Source organism: Paraliomyxa miuraensis (assembly GCF_026337845.1).
GTDB classification, from domain to species: Bacteria; Myxococcota_A; Polyangia; order Nannocystales; family Nannocystaceae; genus Paraliomyxa; species Paraliomyxa miuraensis.
This window is the reverse complement of record NZ_JAOVZF010000164.1, coordinates 250,160-274,752: the sequence shown is the minus strand read 5'-3', so window position 1 is coordinate 274,752 and position 24,593 is coordinate 250,160. Positions and strand designations below refer to the sequence as shown.

Annotated in this window: 19 protein-coding genes and 5 tRNA genes; 9 read left to right on the top strand and 15 right to left on the bottom strand. The window is 68.6% G+C overall.

Features of this window, described 5'->3' with window-relative positions; genetic code table 11:
- Positions 1–3: 3 nt before the first annotated feature.
- The gene (locus tag OEB96_RS44340) at positions 4–432 is read left to right on the top strand and encodes a hypothetical protein (protein WP_266223048.1); all 429 of its coding nucleotides are present in this window, start codon (positions 4–6) and stop codon (positions 430–432) included.
- A 7-nt stretch (positions 433–439) separates the two neighbouring features.
- Here OEB96_RS44340 and OEB96_RS44335 read toward each other — a convergent pair.
- From OEB96_RS44335 to gmd, 11 genes are all read right to left on the bottom strand, one after another.
- Positions 440–516, bottom strand: a tRNA-Met gene (locus OEB96_RS44335).
- 131 nt (positions 517–647) lie between these two features.
- Positions 648–719: transfer RNA gene (locus OEB96_RS44330), tRNA-Asp, on the bottom strand.
- A 142-nt stretch (positions 720–861) separates the two neighbouring features.
- A tRNA-Thr gene (locus tag OEB96_RS44325) sits at positions 862–928 on the bottom strand.
- A gap of 104 nt (positions 929–1,032) precedes the next feature.
- Positions 1,033–1,105, bottom strand: a tRNA-Thr gene (locus OEB96_RS44320).
- A gap of 21 nt (positions 1,106–1,126) precedes the next feature.
- A tRNA-Thr gene (locus OEB96_RS44315) sits at positions 1,127–1,200 on the bottom strand.
- A gap of 410 nt (positions 1,201–1,610) precedes the next feature.
- Positions 1,611–2,600 carry a hypothetical protein gene (locus OEB96_RS44310; protein WP_266223047.1) on the bottom strand — a complete coding sequence of 330 codons (990 nt, stop codon included), beginning with the start codon at positions 2,598–2,600 and terminating at the stop codon, positions 1,611–1,613.
- A gap of 363 nt (positions 2,601–2,963) precedes the next feature.
- Entirely contained in the window at positions 2,964–4,304 is a 1,341-nt protein-coding gene (locus OEB96_RS44305; RefSeq protein WP_266223046.1) for an NHL repeat-containing protein, read from the bottom strand.
- Positions 4,305–4,829: 525 nt separating this feature from the next.
- Positions 4,830–6,164, bottom strand: coding sequence for a Vgb family protein (locus tag OEB96_RS44300; protein WP_266223045.1), 1,335 nt, complete (start codon positions 6,162–6,164; stop codon positions 4,830–4,832).
- 329 nt (positions 6,165–6,493) lie between these two features.
- Positions 6,494–7,861, bottom strand: a complete 1,368-nt coding sequence (locus OEB96_RS44295; protein WP_266223044.1) for a mannose-1-phosphate guanylyltransferase/mannose-6-phosphate isomerase — start codon at positions 7,859–7,861, stop codon at positions 6,494–6,496.
- Positions 7,862–7,933: 72 nt separating this feature from the next.
- Positions 7,934–8,770 carry a WecB/TagA/CpsF family glycosyltransferase gene (locus tag OEB96_RS44290; protein WP_266223043.1) on the bottom strand — a complete coding sequence of 279 codons (837 nt, stop codon included), beginning with the start codon at positions 8,768–8,770 and terminating at the stop codon, positions 7,934–7,936.
- Positions 8,760–9,803 (bottom strand): GDP-mannose 4,6-dehydratase, encoded by a 1,044-nt coding sequence (gmd, locus tag OEB96_RS44285; RefSeq protein ID WP_266223042.1) that lies wholly within the window; start codon positions 9,801–9,803, stop codon positions 8,760–8,762. The genes OEB96_RS44290 and gmd overlap by 11 nt, the downstream gene beginning before the upstream one ends.
- Before the next feature lie 418 nt (positions 9,804–10,221).
- Between gmd and OEB96_RS44280 the strand changes: the two genes are divergently transcribed.
- Entirely contained in the window at positions 10,222–11,991 is a 1,770-nt protein-coding gene (locus OEB96_RS44280; RefSeq protein ID WP_266223041.1) for a response regulator, read from the top strand.
- A 105-nt stretch (positions 11,992–12,096) separates the two neighbouring features.
- Complete coding sequence (locus OEB96_RS44275) at positions 12,097–13,452, top strand: cytochrome P450 (protein ID WP_266223040.1); 1,356 nt, start codon at positions 12,097–12,099, stop codon at positions 13,450–13,452.
- Positions 13,453–13,581: 129 nt separating this feature from the next.
- Here OEB96_RS44275 and OEB96_RS44270 read toward each other — a convergent pair whose 3' ends face one another.
- The 4 genes from OEB96_RS44270 to OEB96_RS44255 all read right to left on the bottom strand — a co-directional run bounded on the left by OEB96_RS44270 (position 13,582) and on the right by OEB96_RS44255 (position 16,926).
- Positions 13,582–14,103, bottom strand: a complete 522-nt coding sequence (locus tag OEB96_RS44270; protein WP_266223039.1) for a hypothetical protein — start codon at positions 14,101–14,103, stop codon at positions 13,582–13,584.
- Positions 14,104–14,297: 194 nt separating this feature from the next.
- Entirely contained in the window at positions 14,298–14,933 is a 636-nt protein-coding gene (locus OEB96_RS44265; protein ID WP_266223038.1) for a hypothetical protein, read from the bottom strand.
- On the bottom strand, positions 14,933–15,793 hold the full coding sequence (locus OEB96_RS44260) for a beta-ketoacyl-[acyl-carrier-protein] synthase family protein (RefSeq protein ID WP_266223037.1): 861 nt from the start codon (positions 15,791–15,793) through the stop codon (positions 14,933–14,935). The genes OEB96_RS44265 and OEB96_RS44260 overlap by 1 nt, the downstream gene beginning before the upstream one ends.
- Positions 15,794–15,816: 23 nt before the next feature.
- Positions 15,817–16,926, bottom strand: coding sequence for a VOC family protein (locus tag OEB96_RS44255; protein WP_266223036.1), 1,110 nt, complete (start codon positions 16,924–16,926; stop codon positions 15,817–15,819).
- A 111-nt stretch (positions 16,927–17,037) separates the two neighbouring features.
- On the opposite strand from OEB96_RS44255, the gene OEB96_RS44250 reads away from it, so the two are divergent.
- From OEB96_RS44250 to OEB96_RS44225, 6 genes are all read left to right on the top strand, one after another.
- The gene (locus OEB96_RS44250; protein ID WP_266223035.1) at positions 17,038–18,678 is read left to right on the top strand and encodes a CRTAC1 family protein; all 1,641 of its coding nucleotides are present in this window, start codon (positions 17,038–17,040) and stop codon (positions 18,676–18,678) included.
- Positions 18,679–18,723: 45 nt separating this feature from the next.
- Entirely contained in the window at positions 18,724–20,040 is a 1,317-nt protein-coding gene (locus tag OEB96_RS44245; protein ID WP_266223034.1) for a hypothetical protein, read from the top strand.
- A gap of 17 nt (positions 20,041–20,057) precedes the next feature.
- On the top strand, positions 20,058–20,699 hold the full coding sequence (locus tag OEB96_RS44240) for an ATP-binding cassette domain-containing protein (protein ID WP_266223033.1): 642 nt from the start codon (positions 20,058–20,060) through the stop codon (positions 20,697–20,699).
- 195 nt (positions 20,700–20,894) lie between these two features.
- The gene (locus OEB96_RS44235; RefSeq protein ID WP_266223032.1) at positions 20,895–22,199 is read left to right on the top strand and encodes a hypothetical protein; all 1,305 of its coding nucleotides are present in this window, start codon (positions 20,895–20,897) and stop codon (positions 22,197–22,199) included.
- Positions 22,200–22,448: 249 nt separating this feature from the next.
- The gene (locus OEB96_RS44230; protein ID WP_266223031.1) at positions 22,449–23,660 is read left to right on the top strand and encodes a glycosyltransferase family 4 protein; all 1,212 of its coding nucleotides are present in this window, start codon (positions 22,449–22,451) and stop codon (positions 23,658–23,660) included.
- A gap of 35 nt (positions 23,661–23,695) precedes the next feature.
- On the top strand, positions 23,696–24,547 hold the full coding sequence (locus OEB96_RS44225; protein ID WP_266223030.1) for a glycosyltransferase: 852 nt from the start codon (positions 23,696–23,698) through the stop codon (positions 24,545–24,547).
- The last annotated feature ends 46 nt before the right edge of the window (positions 24,548–24,593 follow it).

Here is a 24,593-nt window from a genome sequence, read left to right as displayed (position 1 = left end):
ACGATGGAGGAGATCTTTGCACAGACCATGGCGCACCTGGGCCTTGCGGGTCTGGGTCTGGGGTTGGCCGGTTCGGCCATCGGGTTGGCCATTGCCGGGAGTGCCGCGTGTGGCATGCGGCCGGAGGCGCGCAACAGCGGCCTCGCGGTGTCGGTGCTGCCGGGCACCCAGGGCCTCTACAGCTTCGCGGTCGGCTACCTCTGCCTGCAGCCGCTCGAGGAGGGGCGCTATGCGACCGTCTTTGCCTGTGGTCTGCTCACCGGGCTCGCCTGTTTGTTCTCGGGCTGGTGGCAGGGGCGGGTGTGTGCCTCGGGGATCCAGAGCATCAATGCCGAGCGGATGACCACTGCCCAGGCGATGCTGCTGGCGGTCTTCCCCGAGTTCTACGCGATCCTCTCGCTGGCCTTCAGTGCGTTGATGCTGTTTGGGTGAGGCCGATTGGTTGCGGAGGACGGATTCGAACCGACGATCTCGGGCTTATGAGACCCGCGGGAACAGCCACTTCCCTACTCCGCAATTGGTGATTCATTGGTAGGCCCGGTCGGATTCGAACCGACGGCATACTGTTTGTAAGACAGCCGCTCTCCCGCTGAGCTACGAGCCAGTGTGCATGGGGACGTGCGAGGTGCTCTTGGCACGCCGAACGGCGGAGCAGACGGGAATCGAACCCGCGACCTTCTCGCTGACAACGAGTCGCGCTACCTCTGCGCCACTGCTCCGTGGGGATCGCCATCATCGCTCATCGTGGTCCTCCTTCCTCTCTCTCTTGCCTTCCCGAAGGTCGTGTTCTCGGTGTCTTTTTTGCCTTCCCGCATCTCTCTTCTTGCCTTCCCGAAGGTCGTGTTCTCGGTGTTCTTGAGCTACCAGCCGGATTCGAACCGGCGACCTCGCCCTTACCAAGGGCGTGCTCTACCCGCTGAGCCATGGTTGTTCTTACCAGCCGGATTCGAACCGGCGACCTCGCCCTTACCAAGGGCGTGCTCTACCCGCTGAGCCATGGTTGTTCTTGCCTTCCCGAAGGTCGTGCTCTCGAGCTACCAGCCGGATTCGAACCGGCGACCTCGCCCTTACCAAGGGCGTGCTCTACCCGCTGAGCCATGGTAGCGAAGCGCCGGAGAGCCCGAGTTGGAGCCCGCGGACGGAATTGAACCGACCCCTGCTCGTTACGAGGGAGCTGCTCTGCCACTGAGCTACACGGGCCTGTGTGGCGGCTCTACTGGCGCATTGGTGGTGAGGGCCCGCCTCGAGCTTGGGCGTTCGGCTCTCGGATTCGAGCCAAGACGCGGTCGAGTGAGACGGGTCGAGGACGAGTAATGTGCTGAGCGGCCCTGCCGGGCTTCCCGGCGGGTCGTCGTCACTCCACTGGAGTTCGGTCTTCGCGCCGGGAACCGCTCAACACACGGTCGTATCGCCCACGAGCGGGCGTACGACGATCACGACCATCGTATCGATGGTGCGCATCGCGGTGGTGTTGGTGGAGCGGTTCATGGCGTGGATTCCGAATGGCGCCTCCTGCCAAGGGATGACGCAGAAGAAGGTCTACGCGCCACACGGGGGGTCGTCAAGGAATTTCTTTGCCACGACCATCACCACGAGACTCCCCCGGTGCGTCATGTCGCCGGCAGCGGACAGCACACGACCCCGAAGCGTCTCTTCATCAGCCATGTACCCAGGGGAAACACAGCCGTCCATTCGCCATCGAGAAAGCGTCGTAGCGCATCGTAGTACTGCGCCAAGAACTCCCGCCGTCGCTCCCATGCGGATATCCGTGCTGCCTTGCCATCCGCCGAGTAGCTCGGCACGGTGCCAAACCGCTCCTCGGTCGGCTGGGGAGTGTCTCGGAAGCTCACCCGGGTTGCGGCCGCCCATCCCATGACTCGCTGCCGTCGTGCACATCGCTCTTCTACGAGTGCCTGCTCGCGATCGCTGAGACGGCGACGGATGTGTTGCCGAAGTTCGCCATCCGAGAGATCGAGCATGATCGGTGGTCGTGTGAGCACCAACTGCACCGTTTCGGGTAGCTTGCTTCGCCCCCCGAAGCTCGCTCGCTTCGAAGTGCGCGATGCCTCTCGTTCGACATGCCGGCAGTGCCCTCTCCACAATCCTTCGGTGGGACGCTCGACCGTGATGGGCATGCCATACTCGAGCGAGCGCGATGAGACCCCAAGCCATTGCTTGCTACGCTCGACGAGGTGTGCGCTGCAGGGGTTGGCGAGCGTGTAGACGCAGTGCTCGACCAGCTTGCCCGTCGTGGTGACTGCGACGAGGTTGTAGCCCTTCTCGACGGCGGTACCTTGGATGCCGTACAAGGCATTGAGGGCCCGGGCCAGGAGTGAGTTCAGCTCACCCATGAATGCGGGCAGGCAACCGGCTCGATCGGTCACGACCATGTGATAGTGGTTGGACATCCAGAGAAACTCGTGAACGTCGATGCTCCCACGGTATTTGTCGAGGGTGACGGCGAGGCAGTACCAGATGACTCGGAGAGCTCGAGGGTTTGGAGCGAACCGGTACGCACGGTTGACCGCACGGACGGTGACGAAGCAGAGTTGCCCGGGGAGGATCTGACGAGGAGGGGTCACAACCCTGACATCGGCCACCCCTGAGACTCGTTGCAGCGAAAGGGACTACGAGGATGTGCTCATGCTCACGAATCAGGTCGCGGCACCTTCGGGACAGAGCAGAGCAGGGTCACGGGTCACGCGACCTTCGGGCAGGACCCTTCGGGACCCCGAGCAGAGCAGGGTCACGCGACCTTCGGGCAGGACCCTTGGATCCCGCGCGCGCGCCCCCCGGCGCGCGACCTTCGGGCAGGATCTTTCCCCGCGCTCGCGCCCCCCGGCGCGCGACCTTCGGGCAGGATCTTCCCCCAGGATCTTCCGCCCGGCGCGCGACCTTCGGGCAGGATCCCGCGTTGCCCGACCTTCGGGCAGGATCTTCCGGGCAGGATCTTCGGCGGGAAATCAGCCGCTCGGCGCTCCGCCGTTGCCCACGTTGTTGAGCGCGAAGCCGGTCATGTCGCTATACGTATACGGATTCACCAGCCCCCCCACCGTATCGTAGAGCCCCGTATTCGGGTCCACCCGGTAGGCGCTGGTGCTCATCCCCACGCCCCACACGTAGCCCTGGTAGTCCACGCTCACGCCGTGCACGTACTCGGGCAGTGGGATGCTGTACTCGACCGCCAGTGTGTGCCGGTTGATACCGACCATGGGGCTGTTGGCCATCCACAGGATGTCGCCGCCATCGGACATGCAGCCGCCGCTACCGTTGACGCTGGCTTGCTGCCAGGTCTCGGTGACCGGGTCGAAGCGGCCGGCGTCATAGGAGCACGTCCACACGTAGCCGTCCTGATCGACGGTCATGCCGTAGCCACCGGCGGGGGTGGGCCAGGTCTGAACGGCGAGGGTCTGCAGGTCGACGTTGACCAGGGTACCGCCGCCCAGCTGGCTGCCCCAGAAGTTGCCCTCGGAGTCCACCGCGGCCCCGTAGATCCCATAGTAGCCCGCGTTGACCCCCGGAATGGGGACGGTGGCCTCGATGACGCCGGTGTCGCCGTCGACGAGGACCACCTCGACGCCGTTGCCGACGGTGCCCGAGGTCCACACCTTCTCGTCCTCGATGACGCACAGCGCCTCGTTGAACACGCCTTGCGTCCACGCTACCGGGCGTTGCGAGGGGTAGTTCATGGGGATGTACCAGGCGCGGCACTCCTCCTGGTCCCACGCCTTGATATCGCCCGCACCAGTGGAGGTGCTGAGGAGCCCGTTTGCGCCGGGGTCGCAGCGCTCGGGTCGCGCGTAGAACTTGGTCAGGCCGCCCGAGCGATTGGCCACGGCCACGTTGCCGGTGAGACTCACCGAGGTGCGCGAGGGGCTGCCGCTGGTGTCGGGTCGCGTCTGGTACCGGCCCTCCTCGATCAGCGTCTCGGTGTTGATCTTGGAGATCGTCCCTTGGGTGCTGTTGGCGATCCAGATGTACGAGAACTCGACGTCACCCGTGCCCTCCTCGCAAAACATCGGCGAGTCGGGGATGACACCGAGGTCGAAGTAGACCGAGGGACCGGTGTCGTCGGGATCGCTGCTCGTGGAGGGATCACCGGTGGTGCTGTTGCTCGTGCTGGTCGGGGTTGACGTGTCGCTGTTGCTCGTCGTCGTGCCCGGTCCCGTGGTGCTGGTCGTGGTGGGGTCGTCGGAGGTCGAGCCTCCGCTTCCCTCGGCTGCGGTATCTCCCGGGCTGGGATCGCCACACGCCAGCGTGAGCGCCCCCATCCAGCACACCAGTCCCCATCGTCCGCTCGACATCGCTCCACTCCTTCAGATACAGGATCCGGGCACGACCCGGATGGGTCGCATGATAGCAACTGAATCGGGGTTCTGATCGTCGACTTTTCTCACGTCTGGTACGACGTCGACGCGAGCAAGTCCGCATCCCACACGACCTTCGGTTAGGATCTCCCCGCGCGGACCCCCCTTCGCACGACCTTCGGGCAGGATCCGCCCGGGCAGGATCCAACCGCGCACGACCTTCGGGCAGGATCCCACTCCCCGGGCAGGATCCCACTCGAGCCTCGGGCAGGATCCAAGGATCAGCCGCCCGCGCACGACCTTCGGGCAGGATCCAGCCCGGGCAGGATCCAGCCCCCGCGCACGACCTTCGGGCAGGATCAGCCGCAGGTACGACGTCGACGCGAGCACCGCGCACGACCTTCGGGCAGCCCGCGGCAGCTGGATCAGCCTCGCACGACCTTCGGGCAGGATCAGCCCAGCCCAGCCCGGGCAGGATCAGCCCGCCGGATCAGCCGGCCGTCGCACGACCTTCGGGCAGGATCAGCCGCTAGGTGCCCCGCCGCCGCCCACGTTGTTGAGCGCGAAGCCGGTCATGTCGCTGTAGGTATAGGGCCCGACGAGACCGCCAACGGTGTCGATCAGCCCGGTGGAGGGGTCGACGCGGTAGGCGTTGGTGCCCATCGACACGCCCCACACGTAGCCCTGGTAGTCGACGCTCACGCCGTGGACGTAGCTCGGCAGCGGGATGCTGTACTCGATGGCCAGGGTCTGGCGGTTGATGCCTCGCAGCGTGCTGCCGGCCATCCACAGGATGTTGCCGCCGTCGGGCATGCAGCCACCGCTCGCGCCGACGTTGGCCGTCTGCCAGGTCTCGGTGACGGGGTCGAAGCGCGCCGCCATGCTCGAGCACGTCCACACGTAGCCATCTTGGTCGACGGTCATGCCGTAGCCGCTCGTGGCCATCGGCCAGGTCTGCACGGCGAGGGTCTGCAGGTCGACGTTGACCACGGTGCCCTGGCTGAGCTGACTGCCCCAGAAGTTGCCCTCGGAGTCCACCGCAGCCCCGTAGATCCCGTAGAAGTTGGCGTTGACGCCGGGGATGGGGACGGTGGCCTCGATGACGCCCGTATCGCCGTCGACCAGCAGCACCTCGATGTTGCTGCCGTTGGCGCCCGCGGTCCAAACCTTCTCGTCCTCGATCTCGCAGGAGGTCTCGTTGAACACGCCCTGCGTCCAGGCCACGGGGCGCTGCGAGCTGTAGGCCATGGGCGTGTGCCAGGCGCGGCACTCCTCGTCGTCCCACGCCTTGATGTCGGCGGGACCGGTGGAGGTGCTGAGGATCCCGTTGGCGCCGGGGTCACAGCGCTCGGGTCGCGCGTAGAACTTGGTCAGGCCGCCGTTGCGATTGGCGGTGGCCACGTTGCCGGTGAGGCTCACCGAGGTGCGCGAGGGGCTGCCGTTGAGGTCGGGCCGCGTGTAGTAGCGCCCCTCTTCCACCAGCGTCTCGGTGTTGATCTTGGAGATCGTGCTCTGGGTGCTGTTGGCGACCCAGATGTACGAGAACTCGACCTCGCCCGTGCCCTCCTCGCAGAACATCGGCGAGTCGGGAATGACCCCGAGGTCGAAGTAGACCGAGGGACCCGTATCATCGGGATCGCTGCCGGTGGTGGGATCGGGCTCCGTGGTGCTGGTGGTCCCGCTGTTGCTCGACGTGCCCGGGTTGGTGGTCGAGGTCGTGGGCCCTGGCTCCGTGGTCGTTCCGGGCAGGGTGGTGTCCTCGCCGCTGCCGTCGCCTTCGGAGTTCGGGGGAGCAGGGTCGCCACACGCGGTGAGCAAGGTGCCAAGGGTGATCAATGCAAGGTGTCGAGGAGCCATTGCGATGCCCTCCTTCGGGAGTAGCCAGGGCTAGCTGGCTCACGAGGATATCAGCTCGGCGCCTCGGGGATCGAATGTGCCACCAGAATTTCCCCGTCCAAGCCCGTGCGGGCAATTGGGGGGAACGGCCCCCGATTGACCGATTGATGAGACTATGATTCCCGGCGCTGCCCACGCAGACAAGCGAGACGTTGGCCACCTTGCGATGGCTCGCAGTGCTTTCGCAATCGCGCGGACACGCTCGGACGGGTACAGACGTCAACGAGGAATCGATTGGCTCGCAGGCGTGCGTGCCCTCGCATGAGCGCGCGCTCGATGTGTGCAGAACGCTACGCCGGCAGATCCACGGCCAGCAGCTCGAGCGCCCCGCCATCGTCGGCCGCGAGCAGGTATCCGGTCCCCGCCTCGATCACCTCGCTGACTCCAGGCTCCAGCGTGCGCACGTCATACCCCTCGGTCAGCCGCAGCAGCCCCTTGCCCGCCACCACCACCAGCCGGCGTCGCCACGCAGCATGGACCTCGCGCGGCGTGTGCCGCCCCGTCGCGATCGTCAGCGACCACACCGTGGCCGGGGCCGACGCTTCGACCCGCCGCATGCTGCCCCACGGCATCGTCTGCGTGCGATGCCCGACGGCCTCGAGCCGGCTCTGGGCCTCGAGCCGCTCGACCACCCGCTTGACGTCCTGGCTGCGAGCACGGGGCGCCACCAGCACGGCGTCCTCGGTCTCCACCACCACCATGTCGTGCACGCCCACCGCGGCGATCAGCCGGCTGCGTGCGTGCAGGTGGCTGCCCTCGCAGTCGATCGCCACCACGTCGCCCACCGTGCTGTTGGCGTCGGCGTCCTGTGAGCTCACCTCGTGCACCGCGGCCCACGAGCCCACGTCGTTCCAGCCCACGTCCATCGGTACCACCATCGCGCGGGAGGTCTTCTCCATCACCGCGTAGTCGATCGAGTCGGAGGGGCAGGCGGCGAATGCCTCGGCGTCCACGCGCACCAGCACGCCCTCGCCCTGGGCCCGGGCCAGCGCACGCTCGCAGGCCTGCACCATCTGCGGCCGGTGCACGCGCAGCTCCTCGAGGTAGGTGCGCGCCGACAGCAGGAACATGCCGCTGTTCCAGTAGTGGCCTCCCGCGGCCAGGTAGCCCTCGGCGGTGGCGCGGTCGGGCTTCTCCACGAACTGCTGCACCGCCGAGGTCTGGCCGGGCGTGGCCGCCCGGATGTAGCCATAGCCGGTGTGGGGCGACAGCGGCACGATCCCGAAGGTCACCAGCTTGCCCGCCTCGGCGTGCGCTCGTCCCTCGACGACCGCCGCCTGGAATGCAGGCACGTCGAGCACCACGTGATCGGCGGGCAGCACCAGCAGCAGCGGATCGTCCCCGGGCCCCGCCGTGTGCAGCACCCCCAGCGCGGCCAGGGCCACTGCGGGGGCGGTGTTGCGACCGACCGGCTCGAGCACGATCGCCTGCGGCGGCGTGCCGATCTCCTGGAGCTGCGCCTCCACCAGCGCCGCATGATCCACGTTGCACACCACCAGCGGCGCGCTCAGATCGGGCAGCCCCGCGACCCGCTTCACCGTCTGCTGCAGCATGGTGGCCGCCCCGGTCAGCGGGAGCAGCTGCTTGGGGTGGAGGCGGCGGGACAGGGGCCAAAGGCGCGTGCCGGAGCCCCCGGAGAGGATGAGCGGGACGAGCATGACGAGTGCTCCATGCGGCCGCGTGGGGCCGGTGATCGAGGATCCGAAGCGAGAGAATCGAGAGGCGGAAAATCAGGAGGGGCCAGTCAGGCGCCGTCGCACCGCGTCGGCGAACAGGACCCCCGCGTAGGGCAGGTCGTGCACGAGGTAGCGCCGCACGAGGCGCTTGGGGTCCTTGACCATGCGAAACACCCACTCGGTGCCGGTCTGCTGCATCCACCCGGGCGCGCGCTCGATGGCGCCGGCCACGAAGTCGAACGCCGCGCCCACGCCGATCCACCACGCGGCGGGCAACACGTCGCGCAATTGATCGCGGAGCTGGGCGATGAGCCGCTCGCCCTTCGGAAACGAGAGCGCCACGAACACGATGTCGGGCTTGGCCTCGGCCAGCAGGTGCCGCATGGCCTCCAGCTCCTGCGGCTGCTTCTCGAACCCGAACGGAGGCGAGTGGGTCCCCACGATGCGCAGGCCCGGGTTGCGGGCTTGCAGCTCTTGCTTGGTCCGGTCGCCCGTGTCGCCAGCGCCCCCCAACAGGTAGAGCGAGCGGTCGGCCCGGGCCGCCGCCGCCGGGATGCTGTAGATGAGGTCGGACCCGCAGATCCGCCCACCTCGCAGCGGGGTGCGCTGCACGTGGCTGGCCCAGATGAGCGGCATGCCGTCGGCGACCAGCGCGTCGGCCGAGGCCACCAGGGCATGGATCTGCCGGTCCTCGTGGACCTGCCGCAGGATGTCGGTGTTGGGCGTGATCACCCAGCCGCCGCGCCCGGCCCGGCTCTCGTCCACGACCAGCCGCACGAAGCGCTCGGCGTCCACGTCGAGGAACGGCAAGCCCTCGAGCTCCACCGTGCGCACGCCGAAGCGCTGCGCGGCCGCGAATACCCCCTGCTCGGCGGAACGGTCAGCCGTCATCGCGCCCCGATGCCACCAGCTCGAGATCGGCCTTCATCATCATCTCGGCCAGCTCGGCGAACTTCACCTGCGGGACCCAGCCGAGCTTCTCCTTGGCCTTGGTGGGGTCGCCGATGAGCAGGTCGACCTCGGTGGGGCGGTAGAACTTGGGGTCGACCTCGACCACCACCTTGCCGGTGGCGCGATCGCGGGCCTTCTCGCCCTCGTTCTCGCCCTCCCACTGCAGGTCGAAGCCCGCGACGTTGGCCGCGTACTGCACGAACTCGCGCACGGTGTGGGTCTCGCCGGTGGCGACCACGTAGTCGTCGGGCTCGTCCTGCTGGAGCATCATCCACATCATCTCGACGTAGTCCTTGGCAAAGCCCCAGTCGCGCTTGGCGTTCATGTTGCCCAGGCGCAGGGTCTGCTGCTTGCCGTGACGGATGCGGGCCAGCGAGAGCGTGATCTTGCGGGTCACGAAGTTCTCACCGCGGCGCGGAGACTCGTGGTTGAACAGGATCCCGTTGCTGGCGTGCATCCCGTAGCCCTCGCGATAATTGCGAACGATGCAGTAGCCGTAGAGCTTGGCCACCGCGTAGGGCGAGCGCGGGTAGAACGGAGTGGTCTCGGTCTGCGGGACCTCCTGTACCAGGCCATAGAGCTCCGAGGTGCTCGCCTGGTAGAACCGCGACTCCAGCTTGGCGCTGCGAATGGCCTCGAGCAGGCGCAGCACCCCGGTCCCCGTGACGTCGGTGGTGTACTCGGGCTGCTCGAACGAGATCCCCACGTGGCTCTGGGCCGCGAGGTTGTAGACCTCGTCGGGTCGCACCATCGAGACCACGCGGTGCAGGCTGCTGCTGTCGCCGAGGTCGCCGTAGTGCAGCCCGAAGCGGTCACCGCCGACCTGGCGCCGCAGGTCCTCGATTCGACCGCGGTTGAACATGGACGTGCGCCGGACGATGCCGTGGACTTGGTAGCCCTTCTCGAGCAGCACCTCGGCGAGGTAGGAGCCGTCTTGCCCCGTGACCCCAGTGATGAGCGCAACCTTGGTCATGGCGGGGCACAGGGTGACACGCGCCGTGCAGGCCAGCCAACCACTATTGCGGGGCCGACGCGCACGGGCAGCGAGCTAGCTCACCCACGACGGATCCGGTGCTGGAGCGTCGAATTCGCTCGTTCTCGCGCAGTTTGCGGGGGCTCATCGACGAGCGAGCGTGGGAAGCGTGCGTGCCCGAGCCCGGGCCCGATGGGTTGCCGCGGTCGGTCACATCGCGGCACGCGTACCGGGTCTCGTGCGCATCGAGGATCGCGAGCTCTTCGCAGGTGTCCCAAATACGTCCGCCACGGCGGAGGCCACGGGCGGATGGCCACGGCAGATGGCCACGCGACGAGTGTTGCGCTCACGTGACTCGAGTCGCAATCGTCACCGGACACGGGCAAGCTTCGGTATCGTGGAGTAGGCTGGTCGGTTGTTGCAGACGACTGAAGGCACCTCTCGAGGCACGCTCGAGCGCATCGTCGTCCGGCTGGCGGAGCTCGGCGATCGCTTCGTCGCTCCGTCGGTTCGCGAGCAGGGAGGAGACGAGCTGCGCCGCACTCGGGCCGCCTTGATCGTGGTGGTGCTCGGGGTGATCTCGATCCCGATCTCCATGGGGATCCAGCTGGCCGCTGGGAGCCACGAGGACGCCCTCGTCTCGGCCGTGGGCATCGTGGGAGCGCTGGTGTTGCTGTTGCTGATCCGCATCGGCGCGCGCTCCACGACGATGGCCCACTTGATCGCATCGTGCCTGGTGCTCCCGGTGCTGCTCAGCGCCACGCTGGGCACGGCTGCGCTCGAGGCCCCCGTGCTCGGGTTGCTTGCCACCCCCCTGGTGGTGACCTTGCTGGCCGGGGGAGCCCATGGCTGGGTGTGGTGGGCGATGGGCGAGCTGACCTTCGCCCTGCTCATCACACGGGGTGACGACGAGAGCACCGAGTGGTTGATCGGCATGGCGATGGTGACCACGGGGCTCACGGCGATCGCCTATACGTTCGAGCGCCTGCGCATGCACACCGAGGCCGCGCTGGTGAACGCCCGCGACGAGGCCACTGCGGCGGCCGATGCCAAGGCGCGCTTCCTGGCCAACATGAGCCACGAGATCCGCACCCCCTTGAACGGTGTGCTCGGGATGCTGGGGCTGCTGCTCGACACGCGCCTCGATCAGGTGCAGCGCGACTACGCCAGGACGGCCCACGGCTCGGGGGTCGCGCTGCTCGACTTGCTGAACGACGTGCTCGACTTCTCGAAGATCGAGGCGGGACGCGTGGTGCTGGACCGCACCGTGTTCGATCTGCGGGCGTTGGTGAGGGACGTGATCGATCAAGTGGGCGTGCTCGCCGACACCAAGGGCCTGGAGCTTCGGGCTCATCATGCGCCCGATGCTCCGGTGCACGTGCAAGGTGATCCGGGGCGGATCCGCCAGATCCTCATCAACCTCGTCGGCAACGCGGTCAAGTTCACCAACAAGGGGTGGGTGAGGGCCACGGTCGAGCTCGAGCCGCGCAGGGGGGCCTCGTGGGTGAGGATCTCCGTGCAGGACACGGGCGTTGGCATTGCTCTCGCCGATCGCGAGGCGGTGTTCGAGTACTTCCAGCAGGGCGACATGTCGACCACCAAGACCCACGCGGGCACGGGGCTCGGCCTGGCCATCGTGCGCGAGCTCGTGACCCTGATGGAGGGCGAGATCCGGCTCGAGAGCGAGCTGGGCCGCGGGTCGACGTTCTCGGTCTCGTTGCCGCTTCCAGAGGCCGAGGCTTCGTCGGTGACCGACTCCGTCGACGAGAGCTCGTCGTCGATGAGGCTCGAGGAAGCCGATGCCCACGTGCTGGTCGTGGAGGACAACGTGATCAACCAAAAGGTCGCGCGCCGCATGCTCGAGGGGCTTGGCTGCCGGGTGGACGTGGCGAGCAACGGCCAGGAGGCGCTCGATCGAGCCGGGAGCACCCGCTACGATCTGGTGCTCATGGACGTGCAGATGCCGGGGATGGACGGGCTGCAGACGACGGCGGAGCTACGCAAGCGCGAGCGAGGGGCGGATCTCCACGTGCCGATCGTGGCCATGACCGCTCACGCCATGCCCTCCGACCGCCAGCGCTGCCTCGACGCGGGCATGGATGGCTACATCTGCAAGCCCGTGCAGCGCCGCGAGCTCCTCACGTTGGTCCGGGAGCAGCTCGCGACCCGCACCGAGCTCGTGCGGTGAGTCGAGGGCATACTCGCTCATCGTCGGTCTCGGACTCGCGCATGTGGGTGGTCGCGGCTGTCGCCGCGCGCGCGTTCGAACTCGAATTCGAAGTACCATGGCCGCATGGTCCAGCCTCCGGGCCCGCGGCGGCTCCCATTCATTGGACTAGGCCTGGCGTTCAAGCGCGACATGCTGGGTTGCTTGCTCGATGCATCCCGAAGGTGGCGGGGGGTGATGAGCCTCGGCACGCTGGGGAGGGTGCGCGTGTTCCTCGTCAACGAGCCGGAGCTCGTGGGCCAGGTCCTGCAGCTGCGATGGCGCAACTTCATTCGGGACGAGAGGCTGAATGGCTCGGCCGGTCCCGTGTTCGGGCACGGATTGCTGTTCGTCGAGGGCGAGACCTGGCTCTTCTTGCGCCGGACGATGCAGCCCGCGTTCTCACGTGAGCGACTGGCTGCGCTGGTGCCCTCGATCCTGCGCGACGTCCACCGTGTCCGCAGCCGCTGGGAGCGAGACGCCGGCACCGGCACCCCGATCCTCATGGCCGAGGAGATGGCGCGCCTCACCCAGGAAGTGTTCGTGCGTGCGATGTTCTCGACGGGGGTCGAGTCGAGCATCGACGGGCTGCTGGCCGCCTGGAACGTGATCAACGAGTATGTCACGCGGCGGCTCATGTCACCGGTACAGCTGTCCGCACGGTGGCCCACGCCGGCCAACGTGCGCATGCGCCGAGCCACCCGAGTGCTCGACTCGATCATCGGGCCCATCATCGAGCAACGCCGGCGCGAGCTCGCGGAGGGGGTCGAGCGTGAGGATCTGCTGGGCCTGCTGCTGGCCGCGCGGGACCCCGAGACGGGCGAAGGCTTGAGCGACGAGTTGCTGCGCGACCAGATCCTGATCACGTTCTTCGCAGGCTTCGAGACGACGTCCACCGCGCTCACCTGGGTCTGGGTCCTCCTGGCTCGCCACCCGGAGGTGGAGCGACGCCTGCACGCGGAGCTCGACGAGGTGCTCGGTGATCGGGTGCCGACCATCGAGGACGTCTCGAGGCTTCGCTACATGCAGCAGGTGCTCGACGAGACCCTGCGGCTGCACCCCTCGGCGTTCATGCTGGCGCGCCAGCCCGTGGGAGACCAGGAGCTGGGTGGATACACGATCCCTGCGAACTCGCTGGTGTTCGTGAGCCCGTACGTGCTCCACCACGATCCCGTCCACTGGCCCGACCCCGAGCGCTTCGACCCCGAGCGCTTCGACCCCGAGCATGGCCAACGGCCCCCGCGCTTTGCCTACATGCCGTTCGGCGCCGGCCCCCGCCTGTGCATCGGCAAGCAGCTCGCGTTCATCGAGGCAAAGCTGATCATCGCGACCATGGCCCGTCGCTTCGCTCCTCGCGTCGTGCCCGGCGTCGAGTATCGGTCGCGCCCGATGTTCACGCTGCACCACGACGGCGGCGCTCCAATGCTGCTGGAGCGCCGCTGAGCGGCGGCGGGTCGCAAGCCGCAAGCCGGTCGCGGGGCGAGCAGAGTAGAGCGCTCCGTTCGCCCTCCGAATGCCCCCCTACGGGGGGCAAGCTGGCTGCACCGCAAGCCGCAAGCCGGTCGCGGGGGGCTAGAAATAGTACCGGATCTTGAACGAGAAATCGCCGTGCGGAAGGTGCGGCAAGATGATGTACGGCGACCAAGAGCCCTCGAACATGGTGTCGAGCGGGGCCTTCTTCCAGTGGATGCCGATGCCCAGGATCGGTGCTCGAAGGAGCATCGCCACCCCGCCGCCTCGGTGGTAGTAGTCGTTACGGCCGTGATAGTAGCCGTGATAGTAGTGGCCACCCCAGAAGGCCATGCCGATACCCAGACCGAGGTAGGGCACCAGGTCGATGTCGGAGTTGGAGACGAAGGTGCCGGGGTGCCACAGGTAGTCGAAGCCGAAGCGCCCGTTGCCGTGGTGGAGGGGGGCCCAGCCGATGTCACCCTGGAGCGCGTGGTTGGGGGCCATGAAGTACTTCATGGAGGCGCCCATCGGGTCGCCGAGGCTGAGGCCCACTCCGAAGTTTCCGCCTCTACCGCGGATCTTGTTGCCCGGAGTCGGGGCCGCATCGGCATCGGTGGCGAGTACGAAGCTCGTGAGCCCCATGCCAGTCGCAAGCGCAACGCCCAGCCAACGTCCTCGAGTCGATGCTGTCATACGGGTCCTCTTTCTGCCTGCAGGCTCCGACCGTTGGGGCCCGCGGCTGCGTCGTGACGTAGACCGATCCCGATCGATGCAATCCAAGATCGGGATCGGCCCGAAGTGGGTGCGGGGGACAGTGGTCACGCGCGGCATTGTAGTCAACCTGGCGCATGAAGCCGGATTTGCCAGCAATCCCGGCGATCGAGCTGGTTGGACGGAATCGTTTCCACCGTAGGCTGGCCCACGGTCGCGGCACGAGCGATGGATCGCGCGGCCGCGAACGGAGTGGTCGAGCGGATCGGCCCCGCGGCAACCCGACGCAGAGCAGGAGGCTCGAGCAGGAGGGCGGGCTCGGGACCGGGCTCGCGGGACAGCACCAGGGTCGAGGCCAAGGGGTCGTGGTGCGGCGGGCCGGCTCCCTGGACGAAGGCGACGAGCACGGCCTCGTGGTCGGCCAAGGTGCCGAGCGCTTCGAGCAAGGCCATGGCCACCGTCGCCGGACCCGCGTGGACGCAGGCCAGCCCGTGGGTCGGGGACAACACGTTGCGCAGCTCGAGGGGAAGCTCGTGGGTGTCCTCGGAGGCGCCCAGTACCCACGGCAGCTCGTGCAACGGGCGGGGTGATCGCTCGGCGATGCGGTCGAGGACGTGTGCGAGGATGCGAGCGGAGAAGCTCGCGCCGAGGCGAACGTCGCGAGGGAGCAGCTCGGCCCGTGGTGGCCCGGCGTCGGTGTCCCACCATGCGGCCGCGAATACGAAGGCGCGTGGGCTCGGGTGCGCGCGGTGGGTCGCCATCACTCGCGTGCCTCGAGCAGCAGAGTCACGTGATGCCCACGAGGAGAGAAGGCGTGGAGCAGCACGCGATCGTGCTCGAGCTCGCGGGGATGGGGCTCGGGGGTGAAGCCGCGGGAGAGCGATGCGGCGGCCAGGGCCACGTCGATGGCACCAGCACCTGCTCCTGCCGAGCCCAGCCGGCGTCGCGTCGCGCAGCACGGCACGTCGCCGACCACCGAGTGGATCACGCGCCGCTCGGCCGCGGCGTGGGGATCGTCGTCGTCCGCGTGGACGTGCACGTAGCCCAGCGGCGCTCGTCCACCCACCGCCCAGGCGGCGGCGATGGTTCGTGCGGCCGCGGCCTCGTCCAGCGTGGAATGATCGGTGGCTCCGGTGGCCTCGGCACTGGCATGGAGGTCGACGAACGAGGTGCCGTGGCGCTCGACGAGCAGCAGCGCTCCATGATCGTCGTCGATGCCGCCGACCAGCACCGCATCGGCGAGCGAGGCTCGCAGCATGCGATCGGCCGAGGCGAGGGCCTTGACCCCGCCGGTCTCGGTGGACGCGATGTGATAGGCGGCGCCGCCGATTCCCGTGTGACGACGGACGAGGGCCAGCGTCTGCGCGAGCCGGCTGAGCGGGTGCTCGACGGTCGGGGCCGCACTGCCGAGGATCGATGCCACGCGAGAAGCACCCCAGCGAGCGCAGGCCTTGGCACAAGCGGGCGCGAGCTCGTCGAGCAGCGAGGTCGCCAGCTCTGGTGCTGTCGTGGTTGCCGCCAGGGGGGCGCCGCGAGGAGCTCGGAGGTGATCGAGCACCGCGGTGGTGTCGGCACCCCAGGGGTGCCGCATCGCCCACGCCGTGATGGGAAACCCGGCCATCGCAGCCCGCTTGCTGATCGGCGCTAGCGACGACCGCGCTTGGCGGTGGCCTTCTTGGCTGGGGTCTTCTTGGTGGGAGCCTTCTTGGCGGCAGTCTTCTTGGCGGAAGCCTTCTTGGCGGAAGCCTTCTTGGGTGGGGTCTTCTTGGTAGCAGCCTTCTTGGCGGAAGCCTTCCTGGAGGAAGCTTTCTTCGCGGGAGTCTTCTTGGCTGGGGCTTTCCTTGCGGAAGCCTTCTTGGTGGCGGCCTTCTTCGGGGAAGTCTTCTTGGTGGCGGCCTTCTTGGCCGGAGCCTTCCTGGAGGAGGCTTTCTTTGCGGGAGTCTTCTTGGCTGGGGCTTTCCTTGCGGAAGCCTTCTTGGTGGCGGCCTTCTTCGGGGAAGCCTTCTTGGTCTCCTCGGCGGGCGGCTCGATCGCGATGTCGCTCGTCTCGTCGGCCTTCGGTGCTTCGGGAGTCTGCTCGGCCTCCACGACTTCCTCGGGTGCCTCCGCGGCCACCTCTTCCATGGGCTCGGCCTGCGCGACGACCTCGGTAGCGGCCTTCTTGCCCTTCGTTCGCCCCTTCTTGCTCGTCTTGGCCGGTGCCTCGGCAGCGGCCTTCTTGCCCTTGGTGGCGCGCTTCTTCTTGCCCTTGGGCGCGGGAGCGGGTGCTTCGGTCTCCATGACGAGCTCCGCCTCGACCACGATCTCGGGTTCCTCCGTCTCCGCGACGACCTCTGCTTCCTCGACGACCTCCGCCTCGACGACCTCCGCCTCGACGACCTCGGCCTCGGCCTGCACGACCGCGATCTCGACCAATCCGAGCTGAGTACCGCCCGGATCCTGCACGATGGCCTGGGCGCCGAAGCCAGTGGCCATGTAGTCCACGATGATGGTGCCGCCGGCCTTGCGCACTTGCTCGAGCGTGGCCCGCAGATCCTCGACTCCCACGTAGGGCACCCACTGGGAAGGGGCCGACGGCATGGGGTTGGGCTGCAGACCACCGCCCGGCCCCGAGGGCGGGCGAATCTGCGCGTACGGGCCGTTCCCGCCCACGTCCAGGTCGACGAACGTCCAGTCGAACAACGTCTCGTAGAAGCGACGAACCTCGTCGAAGGCAGAGGTGTTGAGGTCGAAGTGGACGAAGGCGTGGCGCATCGGCAGCGGTCTCCGGGTCGGCCGCCCGTTCTTACTACGCAGCCGCACGAGCCATCAACGTCGCTCTTGTGCCGTGCGAGCGGAAGCAAGGACTGCTACCGTGGACGCCGAGTGCGTCGATTCCCGATCGTGATGGCCCTGGGGATGCCGGCGGCCATGGCCTGCAATCCCGCGCCGCTGCCTCCGGATTTCGGCGGAACGGCCCTGTGGGCCCCCATCGACCTCGACGCGGCGAGCGACCGTGGCGAGCCCTCGGGCCCGGTTCCCTCCGACGCGCAGGCCCCCGCGGGACCCATCACGCTGCGCGACGTCTCCGTGGCGGCCGGGCTCGGCGACGTGAGCTCGGGCGGCAACACCCACGGCGTAGGGGTGGCCTTCACCGACGTGGACGGCGACGACTGGGCCGACATCGTGGTGGTGAGCGGCCGCAGCAACGTGACCGGAGCGTGGGTGCCCTCTCGGCTCTTGCGCAACCGCGGGGATGGAACCTTCATCGATGTCTCGGAGGCCTCGGGCCTGGCCGCGATCCTCGAGGGCCGGGACGGCTACTCGGTCGCGGCCGGCGACCTCGATGGCGATGGCGTGATCGATCTCTACGTGGGGGCTCAGCCCACCGACCGGCTGCTGCGAGGCCGCGGTGACGGAACGTTCGAGGATGCCACCGCGGTGCTGGGAGCGGGCGGGCCTGCCTCGGATGCCGCGCTGGTGGGCGACGGCAAGAGCAAGGTGGTCTCGCTGGGCGACTACGACGACGACGGCGATCTCGACATCGTCTCGGCCTCGAGCACCTTGCCCGCCCCGGGGGCCTACCTGCTGCGCAACGATCTCGATCAGAACGGATCGTTCACCGACGTCACCGAGGCCAGCGGGGTGCGCATCCACCCGACCGGCAACCCGTGTGCCGTGATGTGGAGCGACTACGATGCCGATGCCGATCGCGACCTGTGGATCTGGAACGATCGCGGCGGCAAGGTGCTGCTGCGCAATGATGGAGGCACCCTGCACGACGCAACCAGCGCGGCCGGGCTCGACGAGGTCCAGATCGGCAACCCCATGGGCATCGACGCCGCCGACATCGATCACGATGGCGACCTCGACTACTACGTGAGCAACATCGGCAACAACCCGCTGCTGCGCAACAACGGCGACGGAACCTTCGTCGACGTGACCCGCCTCGCGGGCACCGAGGGGCAGTACGGCTGGGGGCTGGGCTTCGAGGACTTCGACGCCGACGGCTGGGCCGACATCTTCGTGGCGCAGGAGGACGACCGGCCCGAGCTGGTGTTCCGCAATCGAGGCGCCGAGTTCCCGGCGTTCGAGGAGCTCGCCGTGCCGCACCCGCCGATCGTGGATGGCCGAGCCGCGCACAACGTGGCGGTGGCATTCGCCGACTACGACCACGACGGGCGGACGGACGTGCTGACCGCGCGCACCGATGGCTCGCGCATCACCCTCTATCGCAACGAGACGGAGCTCGGCACCCACGGAACGCTCGACGTGGTGGTGGCTCCATCGCCCGAAGACGAGCCCACCGCGGGGATCGGGGCGCGAGTGGCCGTGGCCACCGGGGAGCTGCTGCAGTTTCGCGACGTCACCGCGGGGTCGAGCCGAGCGTCGCAGACCGAGCTGAGCGTGCGGCTGGGCCTGGGGCAGTACCTGGGGGCGGACTGGGTGGCGGTGCTGTGGCCGAGCGGGCGGCAGGTGGTCGTGCGCAACGTGGCCGCGGGCCAGCGTCTGCACGTGTCGCCCTGAATCCACGACGAGGATGGCCGGGTCACAAGGGCGAGCGAGCCGAGCATGGAGGAGCCGAGTGCCAAGGCCTCGAGGGCACCGCTTTGGCGACGCCTGGGCGCACTGGTGCTGCGCGATGCGGTGCGGGCCCAGGGGGCCGGAGTGGCGCTCGTGCTGCTGCCGCTGGTCTATCTGTTTCGGGAGTGGCCGCCGTGGGTGATTCGCGACACGCTGCATGCGCTGCCCGACGGGGAGCGGGCCGGGGTGCTGGCGATGGCCCACGCGGGGTATGGCCTGGCCACGGCGCCGCTCCACCGCCAGCTGCTGGCCTCCGAGCGGCTGCGCTGGTGGTGGGCGCTGCCGCTGCCCGCGGGGTGGTGGCGAGGGCTGCACCTGTGGCACCTGGGGCTGCTGGGGGCGCCGTGGCTGGGTGCGATCGTCTACGGTGTGCTCGGGCTCGTGCCGCGGGCGGGCGGGCTCGAGGCGATCACCAGCGGCGTCGCATTTGGTGCGCTCTCGATCGCGTGGCCGGTTGCGTTGGTCTCGGTGCTCGATCGCCACGTTGCCTGGCGTGGGTTGGTCGTGCTCGGGTGGGCGGGCTCGGTGGCGGTGGCGGTGATGGTGCCCGGTCCGATCGCGCTCTGCTTGGCCGCTCCCGGGCTCGGGCTCGCGGTGCGACGTCTGGGCCGACCGATGCCCGAGGCGCGCGCCCGGGCCTCGGGCGTGGCGGGTGGCCATCCGGTGCTGGCGCTCGCGCGCCTTTGCTGGTTGGCGGTGCGCCGGCGCGATGGGGTTGCGGTTGCGTGGGGCGTGGCCGTGCAGCTGGGTGCGGTGGCCCTGGGCGGGCTGGCGCTCTCGCACGTGGGCACGACCGAGCCCGAGACGGCGCGCGCCCTGCTGCGGGGGCTGGCCGTGGTGGCAGCCACCGTGGGCACGGCGGTGGTCCTGCGAGCCTCTCGCCTCGTACACGGCGAGCGTCCGTGGATGGACAGCTGGGGCATCGACCCTCGTCACGAGCGACGGGCTCGCTGGTTGCTGGCCGCGTGCGGGGTGCTGCCCGCGTTCGTGCTGGGTGCGCTGTGGCTGCCGTGGGTGGGTCCGAGCCCGAGTTCGCTGGGCGCTGGCTGGTCGCTGCAGCTCGGGCTCGCCACGATCTGGGCCGCGAGCACCACCACGCGCATGAGCTTCTCGCTCGAGGCCGAGCGTCGGCTGCAAGACTCACGGCTACCGCGGCACCTGCTGTGGATGGCGGCGGCGCTGCTGCTGGTGGGAGTGGCCGGCTCCGTGCTGGTCTTGCTGCCCTGGGCCGCGGTCGAGCTGTGGCGCAGTCCTGCCTCGCGGCGCCTGCTCGAGACGGCTCATCGTGACGATCATCGGAGCTGATCCCTCGGAGCTGATCCATGCCCACCGTGCTCGCCGATGATCTGCTCGTGCTCCGCGGTGGCGTGGCCATCCTCGAGGGGGCGAGCGTGCGGCTCGAGGCGGGGCTCTACGCGCTGACCGGGGACAACGGCGCGGGCAAGTCGACGCTCTTGCGCGCGCTGGCCGGTGTGCAGCCGATCTCCCGGGGGCGCATCGAGATCGACGGACACGATCTATGGCGTCGGCCGGTGGAGGCCCGGCGGCGCCTGGGCTACCTGCCCGAGAGCCCCGAGCTGTTTCCCTACCTCACGGCCCGGGAGCTGCTGCGCACGGCCAATGCGGTGCGCGGGGTGGCGCCCACGGCCGGGGAGGAGCGCTTTGGTCGGTGGGTGCGGCCCGCGGCGCTCGACCTGCGGATCGGCACGCTCTCGGCCGGGCAGCGACGCAAGCTCGGGCTCGTGGCAGCGACCTGCCACGAGCCCCCGGTGCTGCTGCTCGACGAGCCCGACAACACGCTCGATGCGGCGGCGGTGGCCGATCTGTGCGAGCTATTGCAAGCGTGGCGCGACGAGGGAAGGACGGTGGTGGTGGCCACGCACCGTGCCAGCGCGCTCGCGGTGTCGTTCGATGGTCGGCTGCACGTGCGGGGGCGGAAGGTGGAGCTCGCGTCGGAGTCATAGGGCCTGTCGCACCCCCGTGCTCTCGACCGCGCCCTCGTTGCCATCGGCCTCCGGCGACGACACGACCAGCCCGGGCCGTCGGTCCTCACAGATTCTACTGAAGAGTCGAAAAGTTGGTCTCGTTGCGGTCGGCTCCTAGTATCGAGTCGGCGCCGGGAGGAGTCCCGTTCGTGGACCCGTGCGCGCAGAGGCGAGATGAAGACGATCTCGAAACGCGGCATCACCGGCATGCGTCGGCCCGACCCGCCGAGGCCCCGTGTCGCCGGGGCCCCTGGCCAGTCGCCGGCCGCCAACGTGGCCGCCCGGCCGGCCGCCAGCGCGTCGGCCCGGACGCCACCGTCGGCGTCGATGCGGCTCTCGCTGGCCGTACACAACGCACAGGCCCGGCGCGACCAGGCAGCGGCCGCCACCGGCCGATGCGTGATCCCGGTCGTCATCGAGCCGCGCAGTCCCGGCGTGGTCCAGCGCTACAGCGTCGAGGCCGGCGCCAAGATCTACGCCAATGCGCCGGCCAAGCGGCCCTGGTTCAGCTACCCGTACGCGGTGGTCTCGACGCCCGCCGACTTCCTCGCCCAGGAGTGTCTGCACAACGTCAATGGCATTCACGAGTTCCTCACCGCCAATGGCTCGAACCTTGCCAACGTGGTCGGCCATGGCAACAACGGCCTGTCGCTGCGCGTCTCCGCCGACTACGAGATGGCGATCGAGCACACCAATCTCACGGCGCGCCAGCCCAAGGTCTTCTACGCCACTACGGCCGTGGTCAACCGATCGAACACCGCGCTCGGCAACGCCCACGCGACCGTCACGCTCGCCATCGATCTCAACCGCTCGATCAGCATCCTCACTGGCTGGTGGGGCACGAAGACGCTCTACCGGGTCGCGCCGCTGTTCAACAACGGCAATCCCGATCTCCTCCCGCAGAACTGCAACTGCATGGGGGCGGAGGTGATCGGCACCAACGGCGACAACGCCAGCAGCGCGGTGGACCGGGTGGTCGATGGCCACATGGTGGCGCTCGCGCCCACCGCTTTCCGCGAGTACAAGCGCGCGTGGAAGGACGACTCGATCGAGCTCGACGACGTCCTCGACATGTGGAACGACATCGCGGCCGAGTATCTGCGACGGGTCGGCAACCTGCAGCAAGGACGGGGGATCAACCGCTTCGCCGCGCCGGCGGTGGGCACGGCGTACTGCATCAAGTCGCTCGGTCACGGTCCGGATCAAGGGAACGGTGTGACGCGAGTCTACGACATCGCCTCCGGTGCCAACCGCGATCTCGGCTGGCCCTACCACTTCGGGGGCGTGGTCGCCCAGAGCGGCACCGACCGCATCACCCTCGAGAACTACGCCCGCGGTGACAACCGCCAGGCCGGCCGAGATCCTCGCTGGTACTTCCAGATGTACGGCACCGGCACCGGCCAGTCGTTCCACCAGTTCCACGAGGCCAAGCAACAGTACGCCAACCCGATCACCGTCGTGGTCACGCGCAACAGCTGACCGCTGGTCCGCTGGTCGAGACGTACGCCCTTCCCACTCCCCGTGCTCCCCGCTGCACGAGAGCCGCAGCGGGATGACCCTCACGAGGCACCCGAGCGCGTGATCGGCCAGGAACCGGTCGATCGATGCTTCGTCCTCCCTCGCGGCGAACATCGCCGGCGCGGTCTCGCGCGCGCTCGACGCTGTTCTCGAGCCCGTCGTGCCCGTCGCCCTCGCGCGAAGCAGGCGAGCGGTCTATTTTTGGCCCCGATGCGCGTCGCCTATCTGACCAACGCCTATCCCTCGGTCAGCCACACCTTCATTCGTCGCGAGCTCACCGAGCTCGAGCGCCAGGTCGGAGACGTTGCCCGCTTCTCGATCCGTCCCTCGCCCTACGAGATCGTCGATCCCGACGACCGCCGCGAGAACGACCGGACCTTCCACGTGCTGCAGCAGCCGGTGGCCCGCTGGGTGCGAGCGGGGCTCGACGGCCTGCGCCACCCCGGCCGCACGATCGCCGGCCTGCGTCGCGCGCTGACGCTGGGCAAGAAGAGCTACCGCGGCCTGCCGCTGCACGTGGTGTACTTTGCCGAGGCGCTGCTGTTGCTCGAGGAGATGCAGCGCCAGGGCATCGACCACGTGCACGTGCACTTCGGCACCAACCCCACCGCGGTGGCCTCGATCCTCCACGCGATGGGCGGACCGAGCTACTCGTTCACGGTGCACGGCCCCGACGAGCTCGACGCGCCCGAGGCCCACAAGCTCGGGCCCAAGATCGAGGACAGCGCGTTCGTGGTGGCGATCACCGACTTCTGTGCGGGGCAGCTGCGCCGCTGGGTGGGGCACGACCACTGGGAGAAGATCCGCGTGGTGCACTGCACGGTGGGCGACGAGTTCTTCGGGCAGGCGCGGCCGATCGACCCCGACAGCAAGCAGCTGGTGGCGGTGGGGCGACTGTCGGCGCAAAAGGGGCAGGTGCTGCTCGTCGAGGCGTTCGCCGATGCGGTCGATCAGGGGCTCGATGCCACGCTGGTGCTCGCGGGCGACGGCGACATGCGGCCCCAGATCGAAGCGATCGCCCGCGAGCGCGGCATCGAGGGTCGCCTGCGGATCACCGGCTGGATCACCGGCGAGCAGGTGCGCGAGGAGATCCTGGCCTCGCGCGCGATGGTGCTGCCGAGCTTCGCCGAGGGCCTGCCGATGGTGATCATGGAGGCGTTCGCGCTGCGCCGGCCCGTGCTCACCACCTACATCGCGGGCATCCCCGAGCTGGTGGTCGACGGCGAGAACGGGTTCTTGATCCCCTCGGGCTCGCCCGCGCGGATCACCGAGGGTCTGCATCGAGTGATGGCCACGCCGATCGACCAGCTCGACGAGATGGGGCGCAAGGGTCAAGAGGCGGTGCGCAAGCAGCACTACACCCCGGTCGAGACCGCGAAGCTGGCCGATCACATCCGTCGCACGCTCGGCCGCATGGGCTGAGTGTACGCCGCTCTACCAAGGAAGGAGCCCCACCCATGTTCTCGGTGATCATCCCCGCCTACAACGAGGCCTCCGTGATCGATCGGTGCTTGTCGGCGATGCTGGCCGATGCCAGGCCCGGCGAGCTCCAGATCGTGGTCGTGGCCAACAACTGCTCGGACGACACGGCCGCGCGCGCGCGCCGTCATGGGTCGCTGGTCGAGGTCGTCGAGACGCCGATCGGCTCCAAGATCCACGCCCTGAACCTGGGCGACGACACCGCCACCGGCTGGCCGCGGCTCTACGTGGACGCCGACATCGTGGTGAGCACCGATGCGCTGCGCGACGTGGCGGCGATGCTGGGCGAGGACTCGCCGCTGGTGGTGGCGGCCCCCACCGCGGTGGTCGACTACTCCGATCGCTCGTCGTGGGTTCAGTCGTTCTACAAGGTGTGGACGCAGCTTCCCTACTTCACCGAGGGCGTGATCGGGGCGGGGTTCTATGCGTTCTCCAAGAAGGGGCGCGAGCGCTTCGGTCGCTGGCCCGACATCATTGCCGACGACGAGTACGCCCGCCTGATGGCTGCGCCGCACGAGCGGGGCGTGACCCCGCACCACACCTTCACCATCACGCCGCCCACCAAGCTGCGCATGGTCGCCAAGATCCAGACGCGTGCGCGAGCCGGGCTCTACCAGCTGCACGAGAAGTTCCCCGAGCTGTTGCGCAACGAGACCACCAGCCCCGCGCGTACGCTGCAGGTGCTCGCGGGCCGCCCCGACCTGTGGATGCACGCGCCGATCTACCTGGGCGTGATGAGCTACGCGAAGATGATGGCGCACCGCAAGCTCCGCCAGGGCAAGGAGCGGGTATGGGAGCGCGACGAGACCGCACGGGTGGCCGGCGCCTAGACGTCCCGACCGGAGACGATCGCTCGACCCGACGCGCCGTGGTTCC